The 15,848-nt window shown below is 49.9% G+C and carries 18 protein-coding genes; 15 read left to right on the top strand and 3 right to left on the bottom strand.

Annotated features, from left to right (window positions below):
* Positions 1-117: 117 nt before the first annotated feature.
* The 15 genes from urtB (at position 118) to INP77_RS07365 (ending at position 12,227) form a co-directional block, all read left to right on the top strand.
* The gene (gene urtB / locus INP77_RS07435; protein ID WP_194748369.1) at positions 118-1,035 is read left to right on the top strand and encodes an urea ABC transporter permease subunit UrtB; all 918 of its coding nucleotides are present in this window, start codon (positions 118-120) and stop codon (positions 1,033-1,035) included.
* Between the two features lie 112 nt (positions 1,036-1,147).
* On the top strand, positions 1,148-2,437 hold the full coding sequence (urtC, locus tag INP77_RS07430) for an urea ABC transporter permease subunit UrtC (RefSeq protein WP_194748368.1): 1,290 nt from the start codon (positions 1,148-1,150) through the stop codon (positions 2,435-2,437).
* Positions 2,434-3,177 (top strand): urea ABC transporter ATP-binding protein UrtD, encoded by a 744-nt coding sequence (gene urtD, locus INP77_RS07425; RefSeq protein ID WP_194748367.1) that lies wholly within the window; start codon positions 2,434-2,436, stop codon positions 3,175-3,177. The genes urtC and urtD overlap by 4 nt, the downstream gene beginning before the upstream one ends.
* A gap of 28 nt (positions 3,178-3,205) precedes the next feature.
* Positions 3,206-3,895 (top strand): urea ABC transporter ATP-binding subunit UrtE, encoded by a 690-nt coding sequence (gene urtE / locus INP77_RS07420; RefSeq protein WP_194748366.1) that lies wholly within the window; start codon positions 3,206-3,208, stop codon positions 3,893-3,895.
* 130 nt (positions 3,896-4,025) lie between these two features.
* A complete protein-coding gene (locus INP77_RS07415) occupies positions 4,026-4,892 on the top strand; it encodes an urease accessory protein UreD (RefSeq protein WP_194748365.1) in 867 nt (288 codons plus the stop codon).
* A gap of 36 nt (positions 4,893-4,928) precedes the next feature.
* On the top strand, positions 4,929-5,231 hold the full coding sequence (gene ureA, locus INP77_RS07410) for an urease subunit gamma (protein ID WP_194748364.1): 303 nt from the start codon (positions 4,929-4,931) through the stop codon (positions 5,229-5,231).
* 202 nt (positions 5,232-5,433) lie between these two features.
* Positions 5,434-5,742, top strand: coding sequence for an urease subunit beta (locus INP77_RS07405; protein ID WP_194748363.1), 309 nt, complete (start codon positions 5,434-5,436; stop codon positions 5,740-5,742).
* A 9-nt stretch (positions 5,743-5,751) separates the two neighbouring features.
* Entirely contained in the window at positions 5,752-7,455 is a 1,704-nt protein-coding gene (ureC, locus tag INP77_RS07400) for an urease subunit alpha (RefSeq protein WP_194748362.1), read from the top strand.
* A 43-nt stretch (positions 7,456-7,498) separates the two neighbouring features.
* Positions 7,499-7,999 (top strand): urease accessory protein UreE, encoded by a 501-nt coding sequence (gene ureE, locus INP77_RS07395; protein WP_194748361.1) that lies wholly within the window; start codon positions 7,499-7,501, stop codon positions 7,997-7,999.
* Complete coding sequence (locus INP77_RS07390; protein ID WP_194748360.1) at positions 7,996-8,694, top strand: urease accessory protein UreF; 699 nt, start codon at positions 7,996-7,998, stop codon at positions 8,692-8,694. Before ureE ends, INP77_RS07390 begins: the two co-directional genes overlap by 4 nt.
* 29 nt (positions 8,695-8,723) lie before the next feature.
* The gene (gene ureG / locus INP77_RS07385; RefSeq protein WP_194748484.1) at positions 8,724-9,377 is read left to right on the top strand and encodes an urease accessory protein UreG; all 654 of its coding nucleotides are present in this window, start codon (positions 8,724-8,726) and stop codon (positions 9,375-9,377) included.
* 179 nt (positions 9,378-9,556) lie between these two features.
* Positions 9,557-10,120 carry a HupE/UreJ family protein gene (locus tag INP77_RS07380; protein ID WP_194748359.1) on the top strand — a complete coding sequence of 188 codons (564 nt, stop codon included), beginning with the start codon at positions 9,557-9,559 and terminating at the stop codon, positions 10,118-10,120.
* A 181-nt stretch (positions 10,121-10,301) separates the two neighbouring features.
* Positions 10,302-11,543, top strand: a complete 1,242-nt coding sequence (locus tag INP77_RS07375) for a leucine-rich repeat-containing protein kinase family protein (protein WP_194748358.1) — start codon at positions 10,302-10,304, stop codon at positions 11,541-11,543.
* Between the two features lie 113 nt (positions 11,544-11,656).
* A complete protein-coding gene (locus INP77_RS07370) occupies positions 11,657-11,959 on the top strand; it encodes a HigA family addiction module antitoxin (protein WP_194748357.1) in 303 nt (100 codons plus the stop codon).
* A 25-nt stretch (positions 11,960-11,984) separates the two neighbouring features.
* Complete coding sequence (locus INP77_RS07365) at positions 11,985-12,227, top strand: type II toxin-antitoxin system ParD family antitoxin (protein WP_194748356.1); 243 nt, start codon at positions 11,985-11,987, stop codon at positions 12,225-12,227.
* Positions 12,228-12,236: 9 nt separating this feature from the next.
* Here the strand turns inward: INP77_RS07365 and INP77_RS07360 are convergent, their stop codons facing one another.
* The 3 genes from INP77_RS07360 to INP77_RS07350 form a co-directional block, all read right to left on the bottom strand.
* Entirely contained in the window at positions 12,237-12,641 is a 405-nt protein-coding gene (locus tag INP77_RS07360; RefSeq protein ID WP_194748355.1) for a type II toxin-antitoxin system VapC family toxin, read from the bottom strand.
* Entirely contained in the window at positions 12,641-12,871 is a 231-nt protein-coding gene (locus INP77_RS07355) for an antitoxin (protein WP_194748354.1), read from the bottom strand. The genes INP77_RS07360 and INP77_RS07355 overlap by 1 nt, the downstream gene beginning before the upstream one ends.
* 246 nt (positions 12,872-13,117) lie before the next feature.
* Positions 13,118-15,511, bottom strand: a complete 2,394-nt coding sequence (locus INP77_RS07350) for a DNA/RNA helicase domain-containing protein (RefSeq protein WP_368667925.1) — start codon at positions 15,509-15,511, stop codon at positions 13,118-13,120.
* Positions 15,512-15,848: the final 337 nt, after the last annotated feature.

The following is a 15,848-nucleotide window of genomic DNA, read 5'->3' as shown; positions in this document are numbered from 1 at the left end:
TAAATGCTTAAGCGGTAGCCGGTTACTCCGGCTACCGTTTGGCGCAAACAGCATTCAAGTTGTAAACAATTTCAAGCAGTCAGCAATTTTGAGAAGTTGCATTTTAAGGAGACCGATATGTTTGGTTATTCGATGGCAGATATAGGCAATATTGTGGTGATGCAAGGCTTTTCCGGCCTGAGCATGTTTACAGTGTTGCTACTCATGGCACTGGGTCTCGCGATTATTTTCGGGCAGATGGGTGTGATTAACATGGCGCATGGTGAGTTTATGACCATCGGTGCCTATACCACAGTCATGCTATCCAAGGTGGCTGCCACTTACGGCTTCACCAATTACTATTTTTTGTTTGCCATCCTCATTGCGTTCGGGCTGGCATTCGCGGTCGGCTATGTTGTTGAATACGGCATGATCCGGCACCTGTACAAGCGGCCACTGGATACCTTGCTGGCGACCTGGGGGCTAAGCCTGGTCATGCAGCAGATCTTCCGCTCTACCTTTGGCGCCAAAGAGGTGAGTGCCGAGTTGCCTGAGTGGATGTTGGGCTCTTTCAAGCCGACGCCAGACATTGATATCCCGATCAACGGTGTTTTTGTGATGGCCCTGGCTGCGCTGGTGACCCTCGGTGTATATATGTTTATGTATAAATCACGCTGGGGCCTACGTGTGCGTGCCACCGTGCAGAACCGTACCATGGCGGGTGCAGTGGGCATTAACACTGCAAAAGTCGACCGTGTGACCTTTGCCTTGGGGTGCGGCATTGCCGGGATCGCGGGCGCTGCGTTTACCACGATTGCTTCTACCGGGCCAACCACGGGTACGCTCTACATCGTAGACAGCTTTATGGTGGTGGTGTTTGGCGGTGCAGCCAGCATTGTAGGGACGATTGCCTCAGCCTTCGGCATCGCCCAGGCGCAATCTATCCTGCAGTTCTTTATGACCAGCTCCATGGGTAAAGTGTCCACGCTGCTTGCCATCGTCACAATCTTGATGATGAAACCTGAAGGTTTGTTTGCCTCCAAACTGCGTAAATAACAGATACGGCAACGTGTGAGCATGCTTCTCACGCGTTGCCATAAGTAAATAGACGTATTAGTACTTTGTATCTGTCGCACTAGAATCAACGCATCAATAGAGGAGATTTTTGATGACATTATGGGAAAAAATGAAAGCCAGTCCTGTACTGGGTGGTAAGGAAGGCGTGATCGGCCTGGCTGCGCTGGCCGCCCTGATCTTCGTCGTGTTGCCACTGGGGGTAGATATTTTCCGCCTGAACCTGATTGGTAAATACCTGACCTACGCCTTTGTCGCCGTTGGCCTGGTGATGTTATGGGGGCATGGCGGTATTTTGAGTCTGGGCCAGGGCATCTTCTTCGGTCTGGGGGGCTATGCGATGGCGATGTTCCTCAAGCTGGAAGCGTCCGATCCAGAAACCACTAAAATCCAGTCTACGCCAGGCATTCCTGACTTTATGGACTGGAACCAGCTCACGGCCTTGCCATGGTTCTGGGAGCCGTTCAAAAGCTTACCCTTCACGCTGATTGCTGTACTCACCGTGCCAGCCATCTTTGCCTACATCATCGGTTATGCCATGTTCAAGCGTCGTGTGGGTGGGGTGTATTTCTCCATCATCACGCAAGCGATTGCCCTGATCCTGAGTATCCTGATTGTTGGTCAGCAAGGCTATACCGGTGGTGTGAACGGCATGACAGACCTGCGTACCATGTTGGGCTGGGATATTCGCACCGATTCTGCCAAATATATCCTGTACTACGTGAATGGTTTGTTGCTGTTCGGGGCGATCTTCCTGTCCAAATACATCATGAGCAGCAAGTTCGGTATGTTGTTGCTAGCCATGCGCGACAAAGAAGAGCGGGTGCGTTTCTCTGGTTACGACGTTTCCAACTTTAAAATCTTTATCTTCTGCCTGGCGGCGATGATGTCTGCCGTTGGTGGTGCAATGTTTACCTTGCAAGTGGGCTTTATGTCACCGTCCTTTGTCGGCATTGTGCCTTCGATTGAAATGGTGATTTTCTGTGCCGTGGGTGGGCGTGCCTCGCTGATTGGCGCCGTATATGGCACCTTGCTGGTTAACTATGGTAAAACCGTGTTTTCAGAGACCTATCCAGAGTTGTGGTTGTTCCTCATGGGTGGCCTGTTTATCTCTGTGGTGATGTTCTTCCCGAATGGCCTGGCTGGTATCTGGGACAACCTGGCGACCAAATATGGCTGGTTCAAAGACAAGGCTGACGCAAAAAAGCCTGAGGTAAGTACTTCTGAGGTAGAAGCACAAGCAGTACTTACCGAATCTTCAACCACGGGCGCCGTAACCTCTACCGAAGCGGGCGTCAAGAAAACATCACGTAAGAAAGCGGCGGCCAGCACTGATCAGCCGTCCGCGATCGAAAGCAATAAAATGAGAGGAGCAGAAGCATGAGTAATACCGACTTCGTCTTGGCAGTAGAAGACCTGACCGTCTCCTTCGATGGCTTTAAAGCGGTGGATAGCCTCACCATGTATATCGACAAAAACGAACTGCGTGTGCTGGTGGGGCCTAACGGCGCCGGCAAGACCACGGTACTGGACCTGATTTGCGGTAAAACCAAATCTACAGCCGGTTCAATCAAGTTTAAAAACACTGAGTTGACCAAGCTGTCCGAGCACGAAATTGTGCGTTCCGGCGTCGGCCGCAAGTTTCAGAACCCGTCCATTTATGAAAACCTCACGGTTTATCAAAACCTGGAAGTGTCTTACCCCAAAGGCCGCGGCGTGTTTGGCAGCCTGACCTTCAAACGGACACAAGAGGTGGAAGACCGTGTACGCAAAGTGGCGGCAGACATCATGTTGACCGAGTTTCTTGAGATGGAATCTGCCTTGCTCAGTCACGGCCAGAAACAATGGCTGGAAATCGGCATGTTGCTCATGCAAGAGCCTGAGCTGTTGATGCTGGATGAACCTGTGGCAGGCATGAGCGCCAAGGAGCGCGACCAGACCGCCGATTTGCTCAACCGCATCTGCCAGAACCGCTCGGTGATTGTGATCGAGCACGATATGGAGTTTGTGAAGAAAATTGCGCACAAGGTGACAGTACTGCATCAGGGCAAAATCCTCGCCGAGGGGCCGATGGAGAAAGTCCAGGCAGACGAAAAAGTCATCGAAGTGTATTTAGGACATTAATTGGATTAGGCCATTCAAGGAGCACAGCATGTTTGAAATTGAAAATTTGCAGGTGAGTTATGGCCAAAGTCAGGTCATTCATGGCCTGAATTTCAAAGCCAACAAAAACGAAACACTGGCCATCATGGGCCGCAACGGCATGGGCAAAACCACGCTGTTCAAATCACTGATGGGCATTTTGCCAAGCAAAGCCAGCAAAGCCACCGTTGATGGGGTAGATCTGCAAGGCTCAGCTACCCATGAACGCGTCATGAAGGGGCTTGCCTATGTGCCACAAGGCCGCTGGATTTTTCCGAACATGACCGTACAGGAAAACATCGAAACCGGTCTCGAAAAATCGGCTTCAGGCGAGATCCCGGATGATATTTTCGCGTTGTTCCCGGTGTTGCATGAAATGCGTAAACGCAAGGGCGGTAACCTGTCCGGTGGTCAGCAGCAGCAATTGGCGATTGCCCGCGCGCTGGTGACCAATCCAAAAGTATTACTGCTGGATGAGCCGACCGAAGGGATTCAACCGTCCATCATCAAGGACATCGCCAAGGTGCTCAACGAAATCCGCAAAATGCGTGAAATCACCATCATCGTCTCCGAGCAGGTGTTGAGCTTCACCATGGAAGTGGCAGACCGTATTATCGTCATTGATAAAGGCCGTTTTATCCATGAGGATACGCGCGACAACGTGGATGCAGCTAAGGTAAAAAGTTATTTGTCTGTATAAGTGCTTTTTTAGCCACAGAGGACACGGCGTCCACAGAGCAAAACGAATTTGCCGTTCCTCTGTGTGCTGTGTCCTCTGTGGCAAGCATTAAAAAGTAATATTCCTGATTTGACTGTGGCATGATGCCGTTATGGATGATTTAAAGCATACGCCACCATCGCTAGCGCAAACGATCGCAACAAAACACTGGCAAGCTCGATTAGAGCTTGGCTTTGCCAAACGTGAAGCACGTTCTTACCTGGCACACCGCTTACATAAAGGCCCGTTGGTGGTGCAAAAAAGCCTGCATCCTGAAGGCGAAGCCATTTGCCATGCCGTCATTGTGCATCCGCCTGGCGGGGTGGCGGGGGGCGATGCGCTGCATTTGCAAGTGCACGTGGGGGAGGGCGCAAACGCCTTGCTGACCACCCCCGGCGCTGGCAAGTGGTATAAGGCCAATGGCACGATGGCTACACAAACGCTGCATTTTCAGCTGGCGTCCGGCAGTGGCCTCGAGTGGCTGCCGCAAGAAAATATCCTGTTTGATGCCGCCGAAGTTGGCTTTAATGCCGAGATTGATCTGGCGGGCGATGCCACCCTTGCGACGTGGGACATCGTCTGTTTGGGCCGTCAGGCGCAGCAGGAACGCTGGCAGACCGGCGCCTATCAGCTCAATCAGCGCATCCGTCGCGATGGCCGCTTGATCTGGAATGAGCGTGCCCGCATGCACGCCAATGACCGCTTAAAATGCAGTCCTGTCGGCCTGGGTGGGTCGGTGGTGTTCGGTACTTTTCTGGTGTGTGCCGGGGCCGTGCCCGCAGAGGTGCTGCATGCTTGTCGCGAGATTACTTTGCCTGATGCCAATACTGGCGTGACCGCCTTGCCAGAGGTGTTATGTATCCGTTATGTTGGCCAGGCTTCACAGCAGGCCAGGCAGTATTTTGAGCAGTGCTGGCAGTTACTGCGGCCATGGTATTATCAAAGAGACGCAGTCAGACCGCGGATTTGGAATACATAAGCTGCGTGCACAAAAATATAGTCAGAGAACAATCCTATGGAATTAACTCCCAGAGAAAAAGACAAGTTATTGATATTTACCGCGGCCTTGCTGGCTGAACGGCGCAAGGCGCGTGGCTTGAAACTGAATTATCCTGAGGCGGTGGCGTTTATTTCCGCAGCGATTATGGAGGGCGCGCGTGACGGTAAAACGGTGGCCGAGCTGATGAGCTACGGCACCACGCTGTTATCACGGGATGAGGTGATGGAAGGTGTGCCGGAAATGATCCCGGATATACAAATCGAAGCCACCTTCCCAGACGGTACCAAGCTGGTGACGGTGCATCATCCGATTCCCTAATAGATACAAAAAATTAAACCGCCGATAAACGCCGATGCACGCCGATAAAATCAATATCATCTTTGGCCAGCACTGGTTTTGGAGTGGTGGATTTATGTAAACACTCTGTCGAAACCGGATGCACAAAATATCGGCGTTTATCTGCGTGTATCGGCGGTAAAAAAAAGGTATTAAGAATGCATATTAAAAACGAGGAAAGCATATGATTCCCGGCGAAATGCAGGTCGCAGCAGGCGACATCGAATTAAATGTTGGGCGTGAAACGGTCACGCTGGATGTGGCCAATACAGGCGACCGGCCGATACAGGTCGGGTCGCATTACCATTTTTATGAAACCAACGATGCCTTGTCGTTTGATCGTTCGCTGGCCTATGGCTATCGCCTGAATATTGCGGCGGGCACTGCGGTGCGGTTTGAGCCGGGACAGACCCGTACCGTGCAATTGGTCAAACTGGCGGGTGCGCGCAAAGTGTATGGCTTTGCTGGCCGCGTAATGGGCGCCTTAAAGTAGGGAGTAGCAATGACAGTGAAAATGGATAAACGCGCATACGCGGAAATGTTTGGCCCCACCGTGGGTGACAAGGTCAGGCTGGCCGACACCGAGCTGTGGGTAGAAGTCGAACAGGATTTCACGATTTATGGTGAAGAGGTCAAGTTTGGTGGCGGCAAAGTCATCCGTGACGGCATGGGCCAAGGCCAGGGGCTGGCCGCCGAAGTGGCAGATACCGTCATCACCAACGCGTTGATTATCGACCACTGGGGCATCGTCAAGGCCGACATCGGCATCAAGGGCGGTTATATTTCTGCCATCGGCAAAGCCGGCAACCCGGATATCCAGCCCGGCGTGACCATTGCCATAGGCGCGGGCACCGAGGTGATTGCCGGCGAAGGCATGATCATCACGGCCGGCGGCATTGATACCCATATCCACTTTATTTGCCCGCAACAGATTGAAGAAGCCCTGATGTCTGGCGTCACCACCATGATAGGCGGCGGCACCGGGCCTGCGACTGGCACCTTTGCGACTACCTGTACGCCCGGCCCCTGGCACATTCACCGTATGTTGCAGTCAGCCGATGCTTTCCCCATGAACCTGGGCTTTTTAGGCAAGGGCAATGCCAGCCTGCCTGAACCGCTCAGAGAGCAGGTGCGCGCAGGGGTCATTGGCCTCAAGTTGCATGAAGACTGGGGCACTACGCCCGCCGCGATTGATAACTGCCTGAGTGTGGCGGATGAAATGGATATCCAGGTTGCGATCCACTCCGATACCCTGAATGAGTCCGGCTTTGTCGAGACCACCATAGGCGCGTTCAAGGGTCGCACCATCCATACCTTTCATACCGAAGGGGCAGGCGGTGGTCATGCGCCAGATATTATCAAAGCGGCCAGCCAACCCAATGTGCTGCCATCCTCTACAAACCCGACGCGGCCATTTACCGTCAACACTATAGATGAGCATCTGGATATGCTCATGGTGTGTCACCATCTGGACCCGGCGATTGCCGAGGATATTGCCTTTGCCGAAAGTCGTATCCGTCGTGAGACCATCGCTGCCGAAGATATTTTTCATGACCTGGGCGCATTTTCCATGATGTCATCCGACTCGCAAGCCATGGGCCGTGTCGGTGAAGTGATTATCCGCACCTGGCAAACTGCGCACAAAATGAAAATCCAGCGCGGGCCATTGGCTGAAGATGCGGCGGGCAACGACAACTTCCGCGTCAAACGCTATATCGCCAAATACACCATCAACCCGGCGCTGACACATGGTATCAGTCATGTGGTCGGCTCGATCGAGGTCGGCAAGCTGGCTGACCTGGTGGTGTGGAAACCCGCCTTCTTTGGCGTGAAGCCATTTACCATTATCAAGGGGGGCATGATTGCCGCGGCTGCGATGGGCGATCCTAACGCCTCTATCCCGACGCCACAGCCCGTGCATTACCGCCCTATGTTTGGTGCCTATGGCGGCGGCCTCAAAACCGCCCTGACCTTTGTCTCGCAAGCCGCGCTGGAGAACCCCGAAATTAAGGCGCTCGGTTTGCAAAAACCATTGGTGGCGGTCAAAGGCACGCGCGACGTCAAAAAAGCGGACATGGTGCATAACACCTGGATGCCCAAGATAGACGTGGACCCGGAAACCTATGAAGTGCTGGCGGATGGTATGCCGCTGGTGTGTGAACCGGCAGAAGTGCTGCCAATGGCGCAGCGGTACTTCTTGTTTTAATCATGGGCTGTGCGGGCACATTGATTGTGATTGAAATTAAAAAATGATTCATTTAACCGAACGCATTGCCCTCAGTGGCCATATTGACGACACGCTGGAGCTGCCGTTTGACCAGCGCCAGAAAAGCCGTTTGCGCGTGACCTTGGCTTCTGGCCGTGAAGCGGCGCTGTTTTTATCGCGCGGCCTGATTCTGCGCGGGGGTGATTTGATCCAGTCTGAAGACGGCAGTGTGGTGGTGCAGATCGTGGCGGCGCAGGAGCCGGTGTATAACGTCATTGCACCGACGCCGCGCGACTTGATGCGCGCCGCCTATCATCTGGGCAACCGCCATGTGCCACTGCAAATTGGCGATGGCTGGCTGCGGCTGGAGCAAGATTATGTGTTACGTGACATGTTGCTTGGGCTGGGTATGCAAGTGAGTGAAGTCCATGCGCCGTTTGAGCCGGAGGCCGGGGCCTATGGTGGCGGTCACCGGCATGGCCATGATGAGGACAGTTTGCAAGCGTTGCGCCCACGCGTGAAAAGCGGGCAGGGCAGCGAATGAGTGTCAGCCCATTAAACGCGAGTCTGGCCCTCAGTCGCTTGCTGCAGCTGGCCAGCCCGTTGCTCCCTGTGGGGGCCTATTGTTACTCGCAGGGGCTGGAGTGGGCGATTGAATCCGGCCAGGTCAAGGATGTGCCGAGCGCACAAGCCTGGATAGGCGATAGCTTGCAGGTGTATCAGGCGCGCTTCGAGTTGCCGGTGCTCTACCGCTTGTATCAAGCCTGGCAAGCCGATGACCTGGCGCAAGTGCAGGCGTGGGATGATTTTTACCAGGCGGGCCGCGATACCGCCGAAGGCTATGCTGAAACCCGACAAATGGGCTATTCACTGCGTCGCCTGCTGTCCGAGCTCAAAGACACGCCACCTGCGTTGGTGGCAAAACTCAACACCCTGACGAGCCCGGCATTTCCCACAATGTATGCCGCCATCGCCCAACACTGGCAGATTGCGCCTGAGCATATGTTGCATGGCTACGCCTGGGGCTGGTGTGAAAATCAGGCCAGCGCCGCCATGAAAACCGTGCCGCTGGGCCAAGTGGCCGGGCAGACCATTTTACTGGCGCTAGGTGAACAATTGCCGCAAGTGGTCGCCAGCGCGATGGCCCTGCAAGATGAAGAGGTGAGTAACTTTAACCCATTGCTGAGTATCGCGGGCTGTTTGCACGAGACCCAGTACAGCCGTTTGTTCAGGTCATAACCTGTTTGTTGAAGAGCGTTTAACCCATGATGAAAATACATACCCAATTTGATAGCCCCATGCCTGAAGTCACCGAGTTCAAAGAGCCGCTGCGCGTGGGCATTGGTGGCCCGGTGGGCTCCGGCAAAACCGCGCTGACCCTGGCGCTCTGCCAGCGTTTGCGCGAGGTATATAACATTGCCGTGGTCACCAACGATATTTATACCAAAGAAGATGCCGAATTTTTAACCCGCAACGAAGCGCTGGTGCCAGAACGCATCATCGGCGTCGAAACCGGTGGCTGCCCGCACACCGCCATCCGCGAAGACGCCTCCATGAACCTCGAAGCGGTGATGCAACTGAGCAAACGTTTTCAGACGCTGGATATCGTGTTTGTCGAAAGCGGTGGCGATAACCTGGCCGCCACCTTCAGCCCCGAATTGTCTGATTTGACGATTTACGTGATTGATGTCGCCGCCGGGGAGAAAATCCCGCGCAAAGGTGGCCCCGGTATTACCAAATCTGATTTGCTCGTGATCAACAAGATAGACCTGGCGCCTATGGTGGGTGCCTCGCTCGAAGTGATGGACCGTGACGCCAAGAAGATGCGCGGCGAGAAACCGTTTATTTTCAGCAACCTGAAGACGGGGCAGGGATTAGAAGAAATTGTCAGGTTCATCGAAAAACAAGGCCTGATGCTTTAATCAAGCAAATGCTACGCGTCCGTGGCGGTGTTGTATCAGCTTGCCGTACTCCTGTGTACTGTCTGCGCCGATACGGCTTGCCACAAACGCGCATTGCCAATTTTAGGGTTGAAATCGAAGTGAAAAATGGTGGGTGCAAGACAGACTCATCGCAATGTAATTCGTTTGGAGAAGATTCAATGAAAAAAAATATTCTTTTATTTTTAGGTGCGCTCGCAGCTTCAACCAGCGCGGTTGCCCATCCCGGCCACGGCCTGGAATCTGGCTTTGCCGCTGGCTTCATGCATCCATTCAGTGGCTGGGATCATCTGCTGGTAATGTTCGCGCTGGGGATCTGGGCAGCACGCCGTCCGGCCGCGCAAGGTTGGCAGTTGCCTGTGCTGTTTGTGACTGTGATGGCCTTGTCGGCTTCACTGGCAATGGCTTGGCTGCCAGTCGCATTGGCTGAAACCCTGGTGGCGGCCAGTGTGGTGGTCATGGGCTTGTTACTGGTGAGCAATGTAACAGTAAACCGCGCCGTACAAATTGGCGTTGTCAGCATCGCCGCTGCGGCGCACGGTTATTTGCATGGCATGGAAATCGGCAACCAATGGTCAGGCCTGGCGGGCATGGTGTTGGCAACCGCTGTACTGCATGGCTTAGGCTGGGTATTGGGCCGCCAGACCAATCCGCAACTGCAAAAAGCCACGCAATTACTGGGCGGCTTGATGCTGGGCTTGGGCGCTGTCTGGATGTTGGCGTAGCGTCGTAGTAGGGTATACCCCGATAAGGTGCTGCACGTATTCAGCGGGGTTCCTAATTGTCTCATGCACAATAAAAGTCAGCGTCACTGCTGGCTTTTATTTTTGCTTCTAGACACTCAGTTCGCCTTGCATGCAGAGTAATTGAAGTAACATAGCGCATCAAAAAAACACATAGACTGTGATGACACCCACCCCAGCGCCCGACGACACCCTCGCTCAACTCAAGGCAGGCAAACTTCAAGGGGCCAAACAGCTCAAATTAAGTGCGCAGTTAACGCAATTCCCCGCTGAGATTTTCGAGTTAGCTGATAGCCTCGAAATTCTGGATTTGTCCGGCAATGCGCTGACTGATTTGCCCAGTGATCTCAATCGCTTGAAAAAACTGCGCATTTTGTTTTGCTCAAACAACCAGTTTACGCACCTACCGGAGGTGTTGGGGCAATGCGAGAACCTAAGCATGATTGGTTTTAAAGCCAACCAGATCAAACACATCCCGGAAGCCGCCATCCCCACCCACACCTTACGCTGGTTTATCGTCACTGATAACGCATTAAGTAGGGTGCCTCATGCCTTGGGCGAGTGCAGCAAACTGCAAAAACTCATGCTGGCAGGTAACCAGCTCAGCAGCTTGCCCGCCAGCCTGGCAAATTGCCACGGCTTAGAGTTATTGCGGATTTCTGCCAACCAGTTTGAGACCTTGCCCGAATTTTTATTTGACCTACCCAAACTCACCTGGCTCGCCTATGCTGGCAACCCGTTTTGTAACACCATCGAGCAAGCGTTAATCAGCCAACATCCCATGCAGCATATCGATTGGCAAACCCTCACGCTGCAACAGGTCTTAGGTGAAGGTGCCTCTGGCGTTACCTACCAGGCGTTAATGCAAAACAAAAACATGCCAGAGTCTGTGGCAGTAAAACTCTTCAAGAGTGGCCTCACCAGCGACGGCCTGCCACGCTGTGAAATGCATGCCAATATGCTAGCCGGCGAGCACCCCAATTTAGTCGGCGTTAAAGGCGTGATACACAATCACCCGCAAGGCGTTGATGGCTTGGTCATGCCGCTACTCGACGCCCATTTAAAAGTGCTGGCAAAGCCCCCCAGCTATGAAAGCTGCACACGCGATGTCTACGCGGATGACTTAACACTCACGCCACAACAAGCCGAATTTATTTTAAAAGGCATCACGCAAGCCGCAGAGCATCTACATGCCCATGGCCTCATGCACGGCGATTTATACGCGCATAATATTTTGTGGGGGCCTGAAAAGGTCGTGTTGAGCGATTTGGGCGGTGCTTCTTTTTTACCTGTAGATAACCCGGCACTTACGCAAAAAATACTGCAACTGGAGGCTAGGGCATTAGCGGTGTTTGCGGAAGAGTTGGCAGCGGTTGTGAGTAATAGCGGTGGAGGGGTAATCTAGGGATAATCCATTTTGCGCATATCCGCAAAATGCTATGCTACAGAGATAGAAGACTGCATTCGTTCAGGGGTAACGGATGTTGAAATTGTGGATTACCGCAAATAGGAGCAATGATGACACCAAGTAAATTAAGGCCCATCCATGCAGGTGAGATTCTTCGCGAAGAGTTTTTGGCTCCCCTGGGCATGACCCCGCACGCGCTGGCAATGCAGTTGCGAGTACCCGCGCCACGCATCAACGATATTGTGCGCGAAAAAAGAGGCATCACGGCGGATACCGCCCTCAGGCTGGCAAGGTTTTTTAATACCACCCCGCAGTTTTGGTTAAACCTGCAAACCGCCTACGATTTAAAAATTGCTGAAAACACGTTAAGCGAAAAAATTAATCTTGAAGTGCCGCAGTTACAAGCGGCGTGAGCTTGAAAAGTGAAAAGGTTTAGTTATGGCACTCGTTCGCAAAACCATCACCTTGACCGCCCAGAAAAATAGCTGGATTAAAGCGCAAATTGAAAGCGGTCAGTATACCAACGACAGCGAATATATCCGGGACCTGATCCGCAAAGAGCAAGAGCGCACAGTCCAAGTTGAAGACCTCAGAAAAGCATTGATTGAAGGCGAAAACAGTGGTGAGCCACAACCGTTTGATGCCGCGGCATTTAAACAACGCATGTTCACCAATGGCTAACTAAATGGTTTATTGATTGAGCCAATCTGCTAATTTCAGCCTATCCACCCGCGCAAACTCTTTAGTGTTATTAGTCACCAGCGTCACATCCAAGCTCAAAGCATGTGCCGCAATCATGGTGTCCAGCGGTCCAATGGGTGTGCCTTGTTTTTCCAAGCTGGCACGTAAAGACCCATAATACAGTGTAGCCGCTTCGTCAAAATCGGCTATTTCCAGCGGCAGTACAAACGCATCTAGCGCTGCTTGGTTCGCTTCACGCTGTTGGCTTTTCGCCACACCATAACGCAACTCAGCCAAAGTGACAGTCGAGATGCCAATATCGCCAATTTGATACGCCTCAAACTGCTGCAAAACAGCAGGCGGCTTCTGCTTGATAATTGCAATACAGATATTGGTATCCAGCATCAACTTCATTAAAACAAATCCTCGCGGTTTTGCTGTTCTGGCTGGGCACGCTCAGACATAAAATCATCGCTAAATTGGTCTAAGCTACTAAATAAGGCATCCCAAGAGTGGTTGGCGGGAATCAATACTACCGCATTGCCCGATCGCTTGATAAACACCTCATCGCCGTCAAACCTAAACTCTTTAGGCAAACGTACCGCCTGGCTTTGACCATTTTGAAAAAGTTTAGCTGTTTTCATCATTGCCACCTTTGAAGTATATATTTTAAGTATATATTAAAATGGATCAAAATCAACGGCCACACCGCCATATATCGAGTAATTCATGCGCCTTTTCTCATATCTGCATTCCTCTTCATTTCCGATACATCCTTGCCATCAATCAAAACCGATCCCATCGATTCGAGTTTTTCGTAAATCAAGTCGTTGGCTTATTTTCAATTTAACACCTCGCTTCGATTAGTTCACCGCGAAAAATTAGTGCTATTAAATTACTGCTAAAAACTCACCTAGTACTAGCAAACTTTCTGATCCATCATTAAATATCATTGGTTTATATCCAAAAGCAGTAGTGTCTGGTTTTAATAATATTCGAGAATTTATGGCTATTCCATCTTCAAATGTTTTTTCACTTTGATAGACCTTAACAGTGTATTCACCGCCATGATCAGGGTCTTCAATTTCTCGATGCTGAACAAGGACAACTTTTCCATTTCGAGTGCCACCCGGATTCGCTTTAAACAAACACCATGAACCATTAGGTATGCGGCGATTCATTGACTCGCCAATAACCTGCATTACAAACATACCTTCGCTAACATTGATGTGGCTTGGTAACTCGACCCACTGACAACCTTCGATTGTTTGAAAGTCACTAAATCCACCAGCCGCAGCTTGCAAGTCATAAATTGGAACGTGCGTTTTAAAGGGGTTCGCTTGCTCAAATGGAACAACGTTTAAATCCAAACCAGGATATTCTGTAGTTAAATCATCTTTAACTTGATTTTGTCGATCTGCTATTTGTTTAAAGTACTCTCGTGTTTCTTTGTCAGTACAAAAGATAAAACAACCCTTTTGCCCTCGCGTCATTAATGTTCGATAAGTGTTCTTTATGATTTCGCTAGTTAGTTGTTTGGCTTTATTGGGTTCATTTTTTAATAGGGTTTTATAGCCACGTATCGACTTGTCGTTTGAAGAACGTTTTCCGGCATCTGTTATTGCAACCCCATCACGGATGACAAAGTCATTACCAATAATCACACCCACGTAATCAAGCTCTAATCCTTGGCAAGTATGAATGCACCCGATTTGCTCTACTGAATGCTCAGCTATCAACCATAAACTTCCATCTTCGTCTAAATTCCATTGAGCTTTGAAACTAAACTCTGGAATAATAATATCGAAAGCTGATTTATCTTTTTTGCTCGCCCAATCCCAACAATACCCAGCTACTAAACGAGCTTTATTAGAAGCTCTATTTTTATCAAAAATGGCTGCTCTTAATTGATTAGGGTCATCAAATACTTTGACTTCGTAATCAATATCTTCAAGCGTGGGATTAGCTGTTTCTCTAATTTGTAGACTGTTATCAACCCATGCCAGATAGCCATCGGAACCATTGCATCTAAATTGAGAAACTAGTTCGAGTTCAGTAACAGTAGAGCCAAGTTTACTCGCCCAAAGCTTTATCTCGTTAATGGTGCCAATATCACTTAAAGTTACTCTTTGAGCTTCGTCAATGAAAAAAACATTAAACTTTGATGCCTCTATGAGCTCTTTGATTTGGTTCTCACCAAGATTGCTGTAAAGCCCCGACTTTTCATTAAGTCGATGAGCCTCGTCAATGATTAATGCTGCAAATTGATTCTGCTCCACTTCGATATAAGCGCCAGAGCCTTTGAACATTTGATCAATTTGAGTTTTCTTTTTAGAACCTGTCAGCTTTTCCTTGAATACTGCACGAGGGGCTGCATTTTTTGAAACATACTGCACGAGCATTTCGCGATTTGTAAGCTCGCCTAATAAATTGATAGCAACTACGGATTTACCTGTGCCTGGCCCACCTTTTACTATCAACGTTTGCTTCTTACCGTGCTGAGCTTTGTGCGCTAAATCCAGAGCGGTTTCATAGACCAACTTTTGCTCATCAATCATCAAAAACTCTGAATTACCTGACAACATCGAAGCTAAAGCATCAGCCAAATTTTTTGATGGTTTGATAACACCATGTTCGATGCGATACATGATGTTATTGCTATCACCATACTTTACATAGCGCTTGAGAAACTCAGAAAGCTTAATTGCATCTTGCGATACAAATACTGGGGCTTTTTCTGTATGGCTCGAATAAAAAGGATCATCTATAACTGATCTCGATCTGAGGTTGTGTAGATAGGCGCATGGTTGCAAACGAATGGACTCTTTACGAACTGTTTCGTTATAGTCTTCGATTAGCGCCGCATATGACCATGCTTGATAAGACGGGTGATTTGTTTCTACCTCTCCTCGCTGCAACCACGTTTTAACGATAGCGTCTTTGTTTGTTTTTTCTACTTCCTGCCACTGTTTAAGCTCAACAATAATGGCTGTGTCATTGTGTTCTGAATCTTTGCCCGTAAGAATGAAGTCTACCCGTCTGTTAGTCATGGGTAGATTGTATTCAATAGCTACTCCTGCGGAAGATGGTATATCTTCGTCCCATAAGATTTGAGACATATATTGCAGAGAGTTTTCCCAGGACAATCTCTCATTTCTAGGGGAGTTTCTATTCAGTTTTCTTAATACCTCGCTCTCGATTATTTCAGCAATGTTATTTGATCTGACGTCTTCTAGAAATTTTCTTTTTGTCGCTGAGTACACAATCATTTCTTTGACTTTCACCCATTAAAATTCGGTATATTTCTTGAACGATACCCTTCACTTTTTGAAAAGGATATTTTGTTGGTTAGTTTGTATTTTTACTTAATGGCTTCAGAGAGATATATTTTTCACTGAATATTCTAATAAAACCTAATATAGCTATAAGTCAGCAATCTCATGAATTACATTTCCTAATTCTTTTACTGATTAATTAAATACTCTCAAATATATTCTGTTGAGAGTAGCTTTATTTTGATCTTGTATGACATGGCATCTCAAGAGTCATGTTTGCGATTTGGTCAACTCAACACATTTCTCAGCAATGCTCTACGTCAATTAACGTAGTGATTGCATGAGC

The sequence above is a fragment of the Methylophilus sp. 13 genome (assembly GCF_015354335.1).
Lineage (GTDB): Bacteria > Pseudomonadota > Gammaproteobacteria > Burkholderiales > Methylophilaceae > Methylophilus > Methylophilus glucosoxydans.
Note: the sequence above shows the minus strand (reverse complement) of the source record. Positions and strands in the feature narration are given on the sequence as shown.